We start from the raw sequence: 13,497 nt of genomic DNA, 5'->3' as shown, positions 1-13,497 counted from the left end.
TTCCTGTGGTTCACCTGAATGCCGCGTGGACGCCCTGGTGCCCCGGCTGCGGTTCCTCCCTAGGATGAGGGGAATAAACACGGAGGAGGGCCGGGGGAATGTTCGACGAGCGACGGCGACAGGCAGCGCTCGAGGAACTGGGGATCCTTGACACACCACCCGATGAGCGGGTGGATCGGGTGGCACGACTGGCGAAGGAGATGTTCGGCGTGCCGATGGTCAGCGTCTCGCTGATCGACCGCGACCGACAGTGGCGCAAATCGCAGATCGGCCTCGGGGGGAACGAGGCACCGCGCCAGGACTCGTTCTGCGACTACACCGTGTCGCAGGACCGGACCGTGGTGGTGGAGGACGCGAGCACCACCGACCTCTTCGCCGAGAACCCGTTCGTGACCGGCGATCCGCACCTCCGCTTCTATGCGGCCCATCCGCTGCACGCGCCGGGCGGCGAGCCGGTCGGGACGCTGTGCGTGCTCGACACGGAGCCGCACACCTTCACCGACGCCCAGCAGGACCTCCTGCGCGACCTCGCGTTCTGGGTGCAGACGGAGCTGGCACAGGACGCGGACATCGACCATGCCGCCGTGGTGCAGCGAGCGCTGCGCCCGCGGGTGCATCCGGAGATCGAGGGCTACACGATCGCCGCCGGCGCCGCCCCACGCGGCATGCTCGCCGGCGACTACTACGACTTCTCGCGACACGGCGACGCCCTGCGCGTGACGCTGGCTGACGCGATGGGCAAGGGCACGGGACCGGCGCTGGTCGCGGCCACGGTGCGCGCCTCCCTGCGGACGGCGCCGGAGCGCTCGCTGTCCGACGCCGTGATCGAGGTGGACCGCCTGCTCGAGGACGATCTCGCTGACACGTCGATGTTCGTCACGGCCGTCGTCGCCGAGCTGCGGCCGGAGACGGGAGACCTCGAGGTCATCGACGCCGGTCACAGCCTCGCTTTCGTCGTCCGGGCGGACGGGTCGTGGACGCCGCTGCGCTCCACGAACCTGCCGCTGGGCATGGGGATGGGCCTGGCCGACCCCCGCGTCCCGGTGACCACCCGTCTGGAACCGGGCGACGCGTTCATCTGCTGCAGCGATGGACTCCTCGACGTGCTCGACCCGGACGACCCGTTCGGCCACGTCGAGCGCGTCCTCGCGGAGATGGGCCCCGGTGGCGCTGTCGGCGAGGCGCTGCGGCTCGCGAACGATGACCGCGCCACCGACGACATCACCGTCGTGGTGGTGCGGAGGGACGCATGACCGCGCGGTTCGCGACGATCCGCGTCCTCGCCCTCCTCTCGGTCCTGCTGGGCGTGAACTATGTCGCCTGGCGATGGCTGGAGTCGGTGAACTGGTCGGCCTGGTGGATCGCGGTGCCGCTCGTGATCGCCGAGACCTACAGCCTCATCGACACCTTCCTGTTCTGCCTCACGATGTGGCGCGCGAAGGAGCGTCCGGCGCCGGTATCGCCGCCACAGGGCACCGTCGACGTGTTCATCACGACCTACGACGAGCCGATCGAGCTCGTCATGACGACGGCCAGGGCGGCGAAGCGGATCGCCTATCCGCACTCCACCTGGATCCTCGACGACGGCTCCCGCCCCGAGCTCGAGGCCGAGGCCCGGGCCGCGGGCGTCGGCTACCTCACCCGCTCCGAGGACTGGACCGGCAAGCCCCGGCATGCCAAGGCGGGCAACCTCAACAGCGCGCTCTTCCAGACCGACGGCGAGTTCCTCCTCATCCTCGACGCCGACCAGGTGCCGGACCCGCTGATCCTGCACCGCACGCTCGGCTACTTCGCGGATGACCCGGAGGTCGCCCTCGTGCAGACGCCGCAGTGGTTCGTGAACGTCGACGAGGCCGATCCGCTCGGCAGCCAGGCGCCGCTGTTCTACGGGCCGATCCAGCAGGGGAAGGACGGCTGGAATGCGGCCTTCTTCTGCGGGTCGAACGCCGTGCTCCGCCGCGAGGCGCTCATGCAGCTCGGCATCGTGGGCTACGTGCGGAACGTGACGGACTCCGCCGCGCGGGCGCTCAAGACCTCCGAGGCGCTGATCGCTCGCGAGGCCGAGGCGGCCACCGACCCCGCGCTCGCCACCGAGCTCGGGGCGCTCCGCATCGCGATCGCCCGCGGGCGGAAGGAGCTCGCCGGCGGCGACTCCGTCGCCGAGGTCGCCGCGCGCGTGGGGGAAGCTGTCGACAACGCCTCCCGGATCCTCGTGGCGCACGACTTGGAGGGCATCCGTGCCGACCTCGCGGTGATCGAGTCCCTGCCGGTGCAGCACGACGCGGAACTCGGGCAGGTGATCGTGGACGAGGCCGGGCTCGACGCTCTGGCCGCCTCCGACCTCTCCCCCCTCACCGCCGTCGAGGCCGTCCGCGGACTGCTCGACGCGCTCCGCCTCGACCGGGCCGATGAGGCGCAGCCCATCCTCCCGCTCGCCACGATCTCGGTGACGGAGGACATGGCGACGGCGATGCAGCTGCACGCCCTCGGCTGGAAGAGCGTCTACCACCACGAGATCCTGGCGCACGGCCTCGCCCCGGAAGACCTCCGGACGATGCTCACGCAGCGGCTGCGGTGGGCGCAGGGGACGCTGCAGGTGATGCTGCGCGACAACCCCCTGGCCAAGCGCGGACTCTCGGTGGGGCAGCGCCTCATGTACTTCGCGACGATGTGGAGCTACCTGTCCGGCTTCGCGGCCATCGTCTACCTCGCCGCCCCGGTGATCTATCTCGTGTTCGGGGTGCTTCCCGTCACCGCCTGGTCGGTCGACTTCTTCGTGCGGTTCCTGCCGTACTTCCTCGTCAACCAGGCGCTGTTCCTCGTGGTCGCGAAGGGGGTGAAGACCTGGCGAGGTCAGCAATACTCGCTCGCACTGTTCCCCGTGTGGATCCGCGCGTGCTGGACGGCCTTCGCCAACGTGGTGCTCGGCCGGCCGCTGTCCTTCGCCGTGACGCGGAAGGACGGCCGAGACCCGCGCGGCGTCCCGTGGCGCGAGATCTGGCCGCAGCTGACCGCGATGGTCGTGCTCGTGATCGCTCTCGTCATCGGGGTCGCCCGGGTCATCGTCGGCACCGGCGACGGCACCGGCACCCTCGTCAACACCGCCTGGGTCCTGTACGACCTGGTCGTCCTCAGCGTCATCATCCAGGCGGCGCGCTATCGCGGTCCCGCCGCACAGGTCCTCGAGAAGGAGTCGAATGAACGTCAGCACTGACACCAGGGACGGCTACGCCGTCGTCGCGATCACGGGGCGCCTGACCGCCTCGGGCGCGCCGTTGCTGCGCAACGCGGTGAGCGACCTCGTCGCCGCCGGGCAGCCGCGCATCGCGATCGACCTCAGCGGCACCGAGTTCGTCGACTCCTCGGGCCTCGGCGCCCTGGTGGGCGGCCTCAAGAGCGCCCGGGTGGCCGGGGGCGATCTGCGCATCGCCGCGGTCCCCGAGGCCGTGCGCACCGTCCTCCACCTCACCAACCTGGATCGCGTGCTCCGCGACTACCCGACGCCGGAATCGGCGTTCGATGGACGCTGACACCCGGGCCTTCCACATCGACGGGCCCGCCGGGCTCGCCCTCGTCGACCGCGCCCTCGACGAGCTCGACCGACTCTGGACTCAGGCTCCGGAGGTACCGGCGCAGGACCAGGTGCTGTTCACCCTGGCGTTGAGCGAGGTCACGACCAACGTCGCGCAGCACAACGAGCACGCGGACGTCGTCCTGAGCATCGACGTCCGCGTGACGGCGGAGGAGCTGCGCGCCTACATCCGCGACACCGCCCCGCCGGCACCGATCGACTGGGACGCGGTGACGATGCCGGGCGAGGAGGCGGAGAGCGGACGCGGACTCGCGCTGTCGCAGGCGGCGCTCGACGAGTTCACCCACACGGTCACCGATCTCGGCAACACCTGGGTGCTCGTCCGGCGCGTGGATCCCGCGCGCGAGGCGGGCGGCTGACCCGTCAGGCGAGCCAGGCCGGCGCGCGTCCCCGGAGCGCGGCGGCGTCGATGGAGTAGCGCCCCGCCCCCGTGAGGGCGAGCGCGAGAGCCGCGGCGCCGAGCACGGCGACGAACTCGTAGCCGCCGGCCGTCACCCACAGGCCCGCGGGCAGGTGCACGAGCACGAGGGCGACCAGCATGTCGACGGCGAGGAGGATTCCGACCGGACGCGTCAGCAGTCCGAGGATCAGCAGGATCCCGCCGACGAGCTCGAGGAAGGCCACGACGGGCGCGGCGATCTCGGCGAGCGGGACCCCCATCCCGGCGAAGCTGCCGATGGTCCCGGGGATCGTGAACTCGAAGATCTTCTGGGCGCCGTGGGCGGCGAAGATCGCGCCGACGACGATGCGCAGGACGAGGAGTCCGAGCGACGAGGCGGAGGAGGCGGAGGCTGTGGTGTTCGTCATGAGGAGGTTCTTCCTTCGTGGCAGGACACCCGCGCGGGCGCGGACCAGGGCTCTTGCCCTGGCCCCCACGGTAGGAACCGTTCTTTTCCGTCCGCTGAACGCCTCGGGTTCGCGGACGCGGCGACCTCAGCGGGAGCCGACCTCGTGGAGCATCCGCTCCCTGGCGCCGTCGAGGTGAGCCGAGAGCACCGCGGCGGCGTCCTCCGGGGCTCCTGTGCGCATGACGTCGAGCAGTTTCACGTGGTCGTCCGACGACTCGTGCAGGTCTTCGTCGTGGTTGATCGTGACCTCGAGCAGCGCCGTGAACGTGGGGAGGTACTGGTTCCAGGCGCCCTCCAGCCGCGGGTGATCGGCGAGGGCGTAGATCTGGGAGTGGAAGTCGAGGTCGGCCGTGACGAAGGCCGCATGGTCACCGGCGTCCGCGGCCTCGGCCATGCGCTGGACGGCGTCGGCCATCGGCTGCCACCGGTCGTCGTCGTCGACCCGCATCGCCCGCGAGAGGGCGAGTTGCTCCAATGCGCCGCGGAGGCTGTAGAGCTGGTCGACGTCGTCGCTCGTGAGGCCCACGATGTAGACCCCGCGCGGGCGCTGCACCTCGACGAGCTTCTCGAAGCTGAGCTGAGTCAGGGCATCGCGCACGGGACCGCGGCTGACGGCGAACTCCTCGGCGAGGGCCTCTTCGGTGAGGCGAGCCCCCGGTGCGAGCTCCCCTCGGACGATGCGCTGGCGCAGCACGCGCGCGACCTGCGCTCCGAGCGACTCCCCGCGCGTGACGGTCTGCGTCATGGTGACCTCCTGTTAACAGTTGACAGGATACACACCGGGGTACGCGGTCAGGCTCCGGAGCGCGGACTCCAGAGCACGAGCTCGGTCGAACGGCGGATGCGGCGACCGGTGGGCATGGGCACGACCCCCGCAGCTCCGGCGGCGAACACCCGCACGCCGGGACGGTTCTCGCGCTCGGCGCGGAGAGCGCTCTCGAGCGTGATGACACGGTCGCGCAGCATCCGGTTCTCGTCCTCCAGGTCGAGGAGCCGGGCGATCGCGGGGAGACTGACCCCTTCGGAGGAGAGCTGGGCGACCTCGCGCAGCTGCTCGATGTTGCGGTGAGAATAACGACGGGAGCCGCCGGGCGTCCGTCCCGGCACCACGAGGCCGATCCGGTCGTACTGACGGAGGGTCTGGGGGTGCAGGCCGGAGAGCTTGGCGGCTGCGGCGATCGCGAAGACCGGGGTGTCCGCGTCCATCACGCCTTCCTTCCTGATTTCACGTCAGGCCGCCGCGCCAGGTCAGGCGACTCCCTTCCGGAAGCGCCTGACCCGACGCGAAAGCCTGTGCTCGTCAACGGCGGGCTTTCGCCATGAGCTCGGCCCGCGGGTTCTCCTGCGGCTCCAGCTCCTGGAACCTCTCGAGAGCCTCGCGCGCCGCGTCGTCGAGGTGCGTCGGAACCGCGACCTGGAGCTCGGCGAGCAGGTCACCGGTCCCCTTCGCGGTCGCGACACCCCGACCCTTGACGCGGAGCACGCGGCCCGACGGGGTCCCGGGAGCCACACGCAGCTTCACCACGTCGCCGCCGAGCGTCGGAACCTCGATGGTCGCGCCCAGCGTCGCCTCGGTGAAGGTCACCGGGACCACGAGGCGGAGGTTGAGGCCGTCCCGCGTGAAGACGGGGTGCGGACGCACCGTGATCTGCACCACGATGTCCCCACTCTCCCCACCGTCCGGCGAGGGGCGACCACGGCCGCGCAGCCGGATCTTCTGTCCGTCGGCGACGCCCGCGGGGATCTTCACCTTGAACGGCTTGCCGTCCTCTCCCTGCAGGGTGATGGTCTCGCCCTGCACGGCGGTGCTGAAGTCCAGCGTGGTGCGGGCCGTGACGTCGGCGCCGCGCTGCGGACCACCGAAGCCACGGAAGCCGCCGCTCGGCTGCCCGAACCGGCCACCGCCGAACGAGCTGCCCTGGCCCTGGTTGAACATCGCGAAGATGTCCTCGAAGTCGGCGGTCTGGCCGCGCCCCTGCTGTCCGAACCGGCTGAAGACGTCTTCGAACCCGCCGGCGCCCGAGCCGCTCGCCGTGAAGCGAGCGCCCGAACCCATGGCGCGGATCTCGTCGTACTCCTTGCGCTGCTCGGCGTCGGAGAGCACCGAGTAGGCCTCGCTGATCTCCTTGAACTTGGCCTCGGCCTTCGCATCGCCCTGATTGGAGTCGGGGTGATACTTGCGCGCGAGCTTGCGGTACGTCTTCTTCAGGTCAGCGTCGCTGACGTCCTTCGAGACCCCGAGGGTCTTGTAGAAGTCCTTGTCGAACCAATCCTGGCTGGCCATCGATCACCTACTCCGCAGGGACGGCGACGACGACCTTCGCAGGACGCAGCTCGACCTCGCCGAGGCGGTAGCCCACCTCGACGACCTCGAGCACCGTGGTCTTCGAGGTGCCGGGGGTCGGCTGCTGGAAGATCGCCTCGTGACGCTGGGGGTCGAACTCCTCGCCCTTCTCGCCGTAGGCGACCACGCCGAGGCGCTCCACGACCGCGCGCACCTTCTCGGCGATCACGGCGAAGGGGCTGCCCTCGACCAGATCACCGTGCTGCTCGGCGCGGGCCAGGTCGTCGAGCACGGGGATGAGGCCCTTGGCGGCCTCGCCCTTCGCGCGCTCGATCTCGATCTGGCGCTGCTCCTCGGTGCGGCGGCGGTAGTTCGCGTACTCGGCCTGCAGGCGCTTGAGGTCGGTCAGCAGGGCGTTCTCGGCGTCGGCGATCGCGGCGTCGCCCGCGGCGGCATCCGCCGTCTGCGCGGCACCGAGGATGTCCTCGACCGTCAGCCCTTCCTCCGCCTCGGCAGCCGCGTCGACCGGGGTCTCGTCGGAGCCCTCGGCGGCCTTCGCCTCGCGGGAGTCCTGGTTCTGCGGCACGGGGCCGGATGCCTGAGCATCCGACCCCTCCGGAACCTCGTTCTCGTCGAAGTTCTTGTCCGTCATGATTACTTCTTCTCGTCCTCGTCGTCGACGACCTCGGCGTCGATGACGTCCTCGTCGGAGGAGGGGGCGTCACCGGTCGGGGTCTCGCCCTCTGCCGAAGCGCCGGCGGCGTCCGCCTGCGAGGAGGCGTAGATCGCCTCGCCGAGCTTCGACTGGGACTGGTTGAGCTTCTCGAACGCGGTCTTCACGGCCTCGTCGTCGTCGCCGGCCAGTGCCGTCTTGAGCGCATCGACGTCGGCCTTGACCTCGGTCTTCACGTCGTCAGGGAGCTTGTCCTCGTTCTCGGAGATGAGCTTCTCGATGGAGTAGGCGAGGGTCTCGGCCTGGTTGCGGGTCTCCGCAGCCTCACGGCGCGCCTTGTCCTCGGCGGCGTGCTCCTCGGCCTCGCGCACCATGCGCTCGATGTCCTCCTTCGACAGCGACGAACCGCCGGAGATGACGATCGACTTCTCGGTGCCGGTGCCCTTGTCCTTCGCGGACACGTGGACGATGCCGTTGGCGTCGATGTCGAAGGTGACCTCGATCTGCGGGATGCCACGGGGCGCCGGCGCGATGCCGGTCAGCTCGAACGTGCCGAGCGGCTTGTTGTCGCGCGTGAAGTCACGCTCGCCCTGGAAGACCTGGATCGCGACGGACGGCTGGTTGTCGTCGGCCGTGGTGAAGGTCTCGCTCCGCTTGGTCGGGATGGCCGTGTTGCGCTCGATGAGCTTGGTCATCATGCCGCCCTTGGTCTCGATGCCCAGGGAGAGCGGGGTGACGTCGATCAGCAGGACGTCCTTGCGCTCGCCCTTGAGGACACCGGCCTGCAGCGCGGCGCCGACGGCGACGACCTCGTCCGGGTTCACACCCTTGTTGGCTTCCTTGCCGGTCTCGCGCTTGACGAGCTCGGCGACGGCGGGCATACGGGTCGAACCACCCACGAGGACGATGTGGTCGATGTCGGACACCTTGATGCCGGCCTCGCGGATGACGTCCTCGAAGGGCTTCTTGGTGCGGTCGAGCAGGTCCTTCGTGAGGTCCTCGAACTTGGCGCGGGTCACGGTCTCGGAGAGCGAGACGGGGCCCGAGTCGGTCAGCGACAGGTACGGCAGGTTGATGCTCGTGGACGTGGAGCTGGAGAGCTCCTTCTTCGCCTGCTCCGCAGCCTCCTTCAGGCGCTGCAGGGCGATCTTGTCACCCGAGACGTCGACGCCCGTGGTCTCCTTGAACTGCTTGATCAGGTAGTCGACGAGACGCTGGTCCCAGTCGTCTCCACCGAGACGGTTGTCACCGGCGGTGGCGCGCACCTGGATCGTGGAGAAGTCGTCGTCCTTGCCCACCTCGAGGAGGGAGACGTCGAACGTTCCGCCACCGAGGTCGAAGACGAGGATGAGCTCGTCCTCCTTGCCCTTGTCGAGGCCGTAGGCCAGGGCAGCCGCGGTCGGCTCGTTGATGATGCGGAGCACGTTGAGGCCCGCGATCTCACCGGCCTCCTTGGTGGCCTGACGCTCGGCGTCGTTGAAGTACGCCGGAACCGTGATGACGGCGTCGGTCACGGTGTCTCCGAGGTAGGACTCGGCGTCGCGCTTGAGCTTCTGGAGGATGCGCGCGGAGATCTCCTGCGGCGTCCACTTCTTGCCGTCGACGTCGAAGCTCCAGTCGGTGCCCATGTGGCGCTTGACCGAGGCGATCGTCCGGTCGACGTTGGTGACGGCCTGGCGCTTCGCGGTCTCACCGACGAGCACCTCCCCGTCCTTGGTGAAGGCGACGACCGAAGGGGTCGTGCGGAAGCCCTCGGCGTTGGCGATGACCTTGGGCTCGCCACCCTCGAGGACGCTGACGACGGAGTTGGTGGTTCCGAGGTCGATACCGACAGCACGTGCCATGTGTTCTCTCCTTTGTTGGGAAGTCTGTAGTGGTCTGGAAACCTGCGGCGATCAGGGAAACCTGAGTCGCGATGGCTCAAGTGTACGCCGAGCCCCGAAGGCTGTCAAATGAACTTGATATGAACAGGCTCAAGTTTTCCGGCCGGGCGGTCAGATGTCCGCGAGCCGCCATGCTTGACTCTCACACGGTGTCAGACGGGAGAACAGAGACATGTTGTCCATCGGAGCGTTCGCGCAGATCGGCCAGGTGACCCACCGGATGCTCCGGCACTGGGACACGGCCGGGCTGCTCGTCCCCGCCCACGTGGACGAGTTCACCGGCTACCGGTCGTACGATCCGTCGCAGCTCGAGCGCCTGCACCGGATCGTCGCCCTGCGTCAGCTCGGCTTCGGCCTCGACGACATCTCGGCGATCCTCGCCCAGGGCGTCGACGCCGACCGGATGGCGGCGCTGCTGCGCATCCGGCGCGCCGAGGTGGAGCAGGAGCACCGGCTCGCCGCCGCGCGACTCGTCGACGTGGAGCGGCGCCTCCACCTCATCGAGAAGGAGAAGCACATGTCGCAGATCGAGATCGTCCAGAAGCCCCTCCCCGCCGTGCGCCTGGCGGCCGTGCGCACCGTCGTCGCCGAGCAGCCGGCCGTCGCCGAGGCCGTCGGCCCCTCCTTCGACGCCGTGGCCGAGGTCATCGGAGACGAATGCGGCGCCCTCACCACCCCGATCGCCCAGTACCGGACGCTGCCGGACGGGATGGAGGTCGTCGCCGGATACTCCTACTCCGGCCCCGCCGCCGACGGGATCGAGATCATCGAACTCCCCGCCGAGGAGGACGCCGTCTGCGGGGTGCACCTCGGCTCGATGGAGCGGATCGCGGAGAGCTGGCACGCCATCCACACCGAGGTGGTCGCGCGCGGCCTCGTGCACGCCGGGCCGTGTCGGGAGCTCTACGTCCGCGCCGTCGGGGACGACCAGTCGGACTGGGTCACCGAACTCCAGCAGCCCGTCGCGCGGCGCTGACGCGGAGGCCGCGCAGACGGGGCGACGCGGCGATCACTTGCCCCCGGGCGGGCCGACCAGCAGCAGGATCACGTACAGCGCGACGATGCCCACGACCAGCAGCACCGCGAGCACCCAGGGGCGGCGGAGGAACCAGCGCATCAGGCGGTCGTACCAGCGGCGGTCACGCGGGTCGTCGGTCGCGTCGAGGCGCCAGTCGCCCTGGAGACGACCCGTGCGGTGCAGCCAGATCTCCATCGGGATGGTCGCGTACGGCACGACGGCGCTGAGGACCGCCAGCACACCGACGCCCGGATGCCACCGCTGGTTGAGCGCGACGAGGACGGCGGTCGCGGCGTAGGCGAGGAATACGAACCCGTGGATACCGCCGCCGACCGTCACCACGACTCCCGGGGCACCGACGGCGCGGGCGATGATCGCGGCGATGAGGAGGGTCCAGGTGATCGCCTCCGCGATCGCGAGGACACGGTACAGGCGGCCAGGGGTGCGGAACACGGAACTCCTCGGGTGGGGTACCCCTCCAGCGTATCCCGCTTCGAATCGCCCACTTTGCCCCATCCGCCGCCGAAATGGAGCAAGGTGAGCGATTCGAAGGGGAATAGGGGGACGGCAGCCGACGTTGCCGAAGGCATGGTGACGGTGGACGCGGATGCGCTGTCCGCTGTGCTCGGCACGGTGGACCTGCGCGTGGGGATCGCCCGCCGGGTGCGGCTGACCTCGGGAGGACTCCTCCCGCTGCCGCCCGGTCGCATCACCCTCGTCTACATCGCCGACGGCGCCGTGCACGGGCATCCGCCTCTGGGCACGGGGTGCCGCCTCGACGTGGACCGTGCCTCGCAGCAGCTCACGGTCGAAGAGCCAGGACACCGCGATCGACTCGTGTCCGGCGACGCCTTCCTGCTGCTCCGCGGTGACACCTTCGCACTGGAGGCCGATGCCGACACCACGCTCCTCGTCGTCGACATCGAGCTCGCGGACACCGCCTCTCCCCTCCCCGCGCTCCTGCCACCCTTCCTCACGGTGACCGGATTCGACGCGCTGGAGCCGGCCGCCGCCGCCCTGGCCGAGAACATGGGCGTTGTCGACGAGGCCGCGTGCCCGGTGCGCCAGGGCGACCCGCTGATCTGCCGGATGATGGCGACCACCGTGCTGCTCTCGGTCATCAGGGCCTGGGCGGCGAACGGGTGTGCACCCGCGGGGTGGCCCTCGTTGTCGAAGGACCCCTTCCTCGACCGCGTGGTGGACGCCATCCACGAGCAGCCGGGACGGGACTGGACCGTCGAGCGCCTGGCCGCCGTCGGGGCCATGTCGCGCTCGGCCTTCGCGGAGCGGTTCCGTCTCACCGTGGGTCGCTCCCCGGCCGACTATGTGACCGAGGTGCGGATCGACGCCGCGAAGCGGATGCTCCAGGCGGGGCAGTCCGTCTCGAGCGTCTCGCGCGAGCTCGGCTATGCCTCGGACGAGGGCTTCAGTCGTGCCTTCCGCCGCCGGACGGGCATGACCCCGTCCTCCTGGCGCGCCTCGCACTCCCTCGTCCCCGCCTGATCCCACGACCTCGCCCCAGCCTGGGCGGGCATGGCTTCGGAGCCACAGGACGACACGCCGGCCCCGGGCCCGCGGGGACGGCGTGTCTTCGGCCTGCTCCGAAATCGTGCCCGGGCGAGCCCGGGAGTCAGGGGCGGGAGCTGCGGCGGTTCGAGAGGCCGAAGAGCACGGCACCGGCGAGGAGCGAGACCGCACCGATGATGTAGACGAGCTCGACGCTCAGGGTGTCGACGAGGAGTCCGCCCACGCCGGCCGCGAGCGTGATCGCGCCCTGGAACCCGACGACCACCAGACTCCCCCCGGCCTCCAGCCGATCCGGCATGCGGTGGCCCACCCAGGTGTTCACGACGATCAGCCACGACGAGAAGAAGAAGCCCCAGAGGAGCACGACCGCGCCGATGCCGATGATCGATCCGGAGAAGAGCACCATCGACAGCACGGCGGCCGAGATCACCAGCGGGGCGAACACCGCGAAGAAGGCGAAGGAGCGGTCGATCACCAGGCCGATGGAGAGGTTGCCGAGGAGGCCGCCCACGCCGAACAGCGCCAGCAGCACGACGATCGTCGACGCATCCACGTCCGGGATGCGCTCCAGCGCGAGGCGGACGTAGGTGTAGGCGAGGAAGTGCCCGAGCACGACGAGCACGTGTCCGACCATCCCGAGGCCGATGCCCGGACGCCGCACCGTGTCGACGAGCAGACGCAGGCTCGACGCCCGCTCGGCCGGGACGGTCGGCAGCGCCCATCGCAGGGCCACGGCCAGCACCACCATGAGCACTCCCGCGATCGCGAACACGGCGCGCCAGTCGACGACCTCGCTCAGCATGACTCCGAGCGGGACGCCGGCGACAGTGGCGAGCGAGACGCCGGCGGAGGTGAACATCACCCCGCGACCGAGGTGCTCCGGCCCAGCGAGCCGCGCGGCGACCGTGATCGACATCGTCCAGTAGGCGCTGATCGCGGCACCCAGCAGGAACCGCGCCAGCAGCACGACCACGAGGTTCGGCGCGATGGCGACCACGAGGTTCGACACAGCGGCGGCGAGCGCCATCCACACCAGCAGCGACCGGCGGTCCAGACGGGGGAACACGAGGCCGACGGTCGGGGCGACGAAGAGCCCGACGAGGGCCGTGACCGTGACGGTCTGCCCGGCCTGGCCCGGGGTCACCCCGAGGCCGTCCGCCATCTCGGTGAGCACTCCGTTGGGGAGGAACTCGGCGGTCACCAGCAGGAACCCCATCACCATGAGGGCGATGAGCCCTCCGTAGCGGATGCGGTCGCCGCGGGTGGTCGGCAGGGTCGGGACGGGGGCGGTCGTGGTCATGCTTCCAGACTCGCGACGAGGACGGGTCTGCGCCCGACCGGTCGTCCGCCGCACCCGACCGATCGTCCGCCCCTGGACAACCTCCGTCCGGGCCCCTAGGCTCGACGACGCACCGGGATCCGCCCGGGAAGCTCGAGCGAAGGAGGCGATGAGATGAACGCTGTCGTCGTCGCGCCTTTCGCCGACCACCTTCCCTTCGAGGCCACCCGCTCCTGATCGCCGCGTGGCCTCCCTTCCCGGAGCCACACCGTGACCGAATCCCCCGCTTCCTCGGAAGCCGCGTCCTTCGACGCCACCTCCTTCGACTCCCTCGAGACCGCCCTCTCCTTCGCCGAGGTCGAGCCCGGCCCTAACCAGCGCTGGACGACCTGG

The 13,497-nt window shown here is 70.0% G+C and carries 14 protein-coding genes; 6 read left to right on the top strand and 8 right to left on the bottom strand.

Features of this window, described 5'->3' with window-relative positions:
• Positions 1-98: 98 nt before the first annotated feature.
• From KVS71_RS03555 to KVS71_RS03540, 4 genes are read left to right on the top strand one after another with little or no spacing between them, the layout of a single operon-like run.
• Entirely contained in the window at positions 99-1,253 is a 1,155-nt protein-coding gene (locus tag KVS71_RS03555; protein WP_082749981.1) for a PP2C family protein-serine/threonine phosphatase, read from the top strand.
• On the top strand, positions 1,250-3,214 hold the full coding sequence (locus KVS71_RS03550; protein ID WP_060921596.1) for a glycosyltransferase family 2 protein: 1,965 nt from the start codon (positions 1,250-1,252) through the stop codon (positions 3,212-3,214). The genes KVS71_RS03555 and KVS71_RS03550 overlap by 4 nt, the downstream gene beginning before the upstream one ends.
• The gene (locus tag KVS71_RS03545; protein WP_025102664.1) at positions 3,198-3,530 is read left to right on the top strand and encodes an STAS domain-containing protein; all 333 of its coding nucleotides are present in this window, start codon (positions 3,198-3,200) and stop codon (positions 3,528-3,530) included. The genes KVS71_RS03550 and KVS71_RS03545 overlap by 17 nt, the downstream gene beginning before the upstream one ends.
• Positions 3,520-3,951 (top strand): ATP-binding protein, encoded by a 432-nt coding sequence (locus tag KVS71_RS03540; protein ID WP_060921595.1) that lies wholly within the window; start codon positions 3,520-3,522, stop codon positions 3,949-3,951. Before KVS71_RS03545 ends, KVS71_RS03540 begins: the two co-directional genes overlap by 11 nt.
• Positions 3,952-3,955: 4 nt before the next feature.
• On the opposite strand, the gene KVS71_RS03535 is transcribed toward KVS71_RS03540, so the two are convergent.
• The 6 genes from KVS71_RS03535 to dnaK all read right to left on the bottom strand — a co-directional run bounded on the left by KVS71_RS03535 (position 3,956) and on the right by dnaK (position 9,241).
• Positions 3,956-4,399, bottom strand: a complete 444-nt coding sequence (locus KVS71_RS03535; protein WP_105950606.1) for a DoxX family protein — start codon at positions 4,397-4,399, stop codon at positions 3,956-3,958.
• Between the two features lie 126 nt (positions 4,400-4,525).
• Complete coding sequence (locus KVS71_RS03530) at positions 4,526-5,185, bottom strand: GntR family transcriptional regulator (protein WP_025102667.1); 660 nt, start codon at positions 5,183-5,185, stop codon at positions 4,526-4,528.
• A 47-nt stretch (positions 5,186-5,232) separates the two neighbouring features.
• Entirely contained in the window at positions 5,233-5,646 is a 414-nt protein-coding gene (locus KVS71_RS03525; RefSeq protein ID WP_217583816.1) for a heat shock protein transcriptional repressor HspR, read from the bottom strand.
• A 94-nt stretch (positions 5,647-5,740) separates the two neighbouring features.
• Positions 5,741-6,724 carry a DnaJ C-terminal domain-containing protein gene (locus KVS71_RS03520; protein ID WP_060921592.1) on the bottom strand — a complete coding sequence of 328 codons (984 nt, stop codon included), beginning with the start codon at positions 6,722-6,724 and terminating at the stop codon, positions 5,741-5,743.
• A 7-nt stretch (positions 6,725-6,731) separates the two neighbouring features.
• The gene (grpE, locus tag KVS71_RS03515; protein WP_060921591.1) at positions 6,732-7,376 is read right to left on the bottom strand and encodes a nucleotide exchange factor GrpE; all 645 of its coding nucleotides are present in this window, start codon (positions 7,374-7,376) and stop codon (positions 6,732-6,734) included.
• A gap of 2 nt (positions 7,377-7,378) precedes the next feature.
• Positions 7,379-9,241 (bottom strand): molecular chaperone DnaK, encoded by a 1,863-nt coding sequence (gene dnaK / locus KVS71_RS03510; RefSeq protein WP_060921590.1) that lies wholly within the window; start codon positions 9,239-9,241, stop codon positions 7,379-7,381.
• A 211-nt stretch (positions 9,242-9,452) separates the two neighbouring features.
• Here dnaK and KVS71_RS03505 point away from each other — a divergent pair, with 211 nt between their 5' ends.
• Complete coding sequence (locus KVS71_RS03505) at positions 9,453-10,256, top strand: MerR family transcriptional regulator (RefSeq protein WP_217583814.1); 804 nt, start codon at positions 9,453-9,455, stop codon at positions 10,254-10,256.
• Positions 10,257-10,289: 33 nt separating this feature from the next.
• On the opposite strand, the gene KVS71_RS03500 is transcribed toward KVS71_RS03505, so the two are convergent.
• Positions 10,290-10,751 (bottom strand): DUF3817 domain-containing protein, encoded by a 462-nt coding sequence (locus KVS71_RS03500; protein ID WP_060921588.1) that lies wholly within the window; start codon positions 10,749-10,751, stop codon positions 10,290-10,292.
• Between the two features lie 135 nt (positions 10,752-10,886).
• On the opposite strand from KVS71_RS03500, the gene KVS71_RS03495 reads away from it, so the two are divergent.
• Positions 10,887-11,801, top strand: coding sequence for a helix-turn-helix transcriptional regulator (locus KVS71_RS03495; protein WP_105950610.1), 915 nt, complete (start codon positions 10,887-10,889; stop codon positions 11,799-11,801).
• A gap of 127 nt (positions 11,802-11,928) precedes the next feature.
• On the opposite strand, the gene KVS71_RS03490 is transcribed toward KVS71_RS03495, so the two are convergent.
• Positions 11,929-13,125 (bottom strand): MFS transporter, encoded by a 1,197-nt coding sequence (locus KVS71_RS03490; protein WP_217583812.1) that lies wholly within the window; start codon positions 13,123-13,125, stop codon positions 11,929-11,931.
• Between the last annotated feature and the right edge of the window lie 372 nt (positions 13,126-13,497).

The sequence above is a fragment of the Microbacterium sp. GbtcB4 genome (assembly GCF_019091465.1).
Lineage (GTDB): Bacteria > Actinomycetota > Actinomycetes > Actinomycetales > Microbacteriaceae > Microbacterium > Microbacterium paraoxydans.
This window is presented reverse-complemented; position numbering and strand designations above follow the sequence as displayed.

What these genes read in the sequence shown, in the direction of transcription:
- KVS71_RS03495 (WP_105950610.1), top strand. Translation starts at nt 10,887, where the DNA reads ATGGTGACGGTGGACGCGGATGCGCTGTCCGCTGTGCTCGGCACGGTG.
- KVS71_RS03555 (WP_082749981.1), top strand. Translation starts at nt 99, where the DNA reads ATGTTCGACGAGCGACGGCGACAGGCAGCGCTCGAGGAACTGGGGATC.
- KVS71_RS03525 (WP_217583816.1), bottom strand. Translation starts at nt 5,646, where the DNA reads ATGGACGCGGACACCCCGGTCTTCGCGATCGCCGCAGCCGCCAAGCTC.
- KVS71_RS03540 (WP_060921595.1), top strand. Translation starts at nt 3,520, where the DNA reads ATGGACGCTGACACCCGGGCCTTCCACATCGACGGGCCCGCCGGGCTC.
- KVS71_RS03545 (WP_025102664.1), top strand. Translation starts at nt 3,198, where the DNA reads ATGAACGTCAGCACTGACACCAGGGACGGCTACGCCGTCGTCGCGATC.
- grpE (WP_060921591.1), bottom strand. Translation starts at nt 7,376, where the DNA reads ATGACGGACAAGAACTTCGACGAGAACGAGGTTCCGGAGGGGTCGGAT.
- dnaK (WP_060921590.1), bottom strand. Translation starts at nt 9,241, where the DNA reads ATGGCACGTGCTGTCGGTATCGACCTCGGAACCACCAACTCCGTCGTC.
- KVS71_RS03530 (WP_025102667.1), bottom strand. Translation starts at nt 5,185, where the DNA reads ATGACGCAGACCGTCACGCGCGGGGAGTCGCTCGGAGCGCAGGTCGCG.
- KVS71_RS03550 (WP_060921596.1), top strand. Translation starts at nt 1,250, where the DNA reads ATGACCGCGCGGTTCGCGACGATCCGCGTCCTCGCCCTCCTCTCGGTC.
- KVS71_RS03490 (WP_217583812.1), bottom strand. Translation starts at nt 13,125, where the DNA reads ATGACCACGACCGCCCCCGTCCCGACCCTGCCGACCACCCGCGGCGAC.
- KVS71_RS03505 (WP_217583814.1), top strand. Translation starts at nt 9,453, where the DNA reads ATGTTGTCCATCGGAGCGTTCGCGCAGATCGGCCAGGTGACCCACCGG.
- KVS71_RS03535 (WP_105950606.1), bottom strand. Translation starts at nt 4,399, where the DNA reads ATGACGAACACCACAGCCTCCGCCTCCTCCGCCTCGTCGCTCGGACTC.
- KVS71_RS03520 (WP_060921592.1), bottom strand. Translation starts at nt 6,724, where the DNA reads ATGGCCAGCCAGGATTGGTTCGACAAGGACTTCTACAAGACCCTCGGG.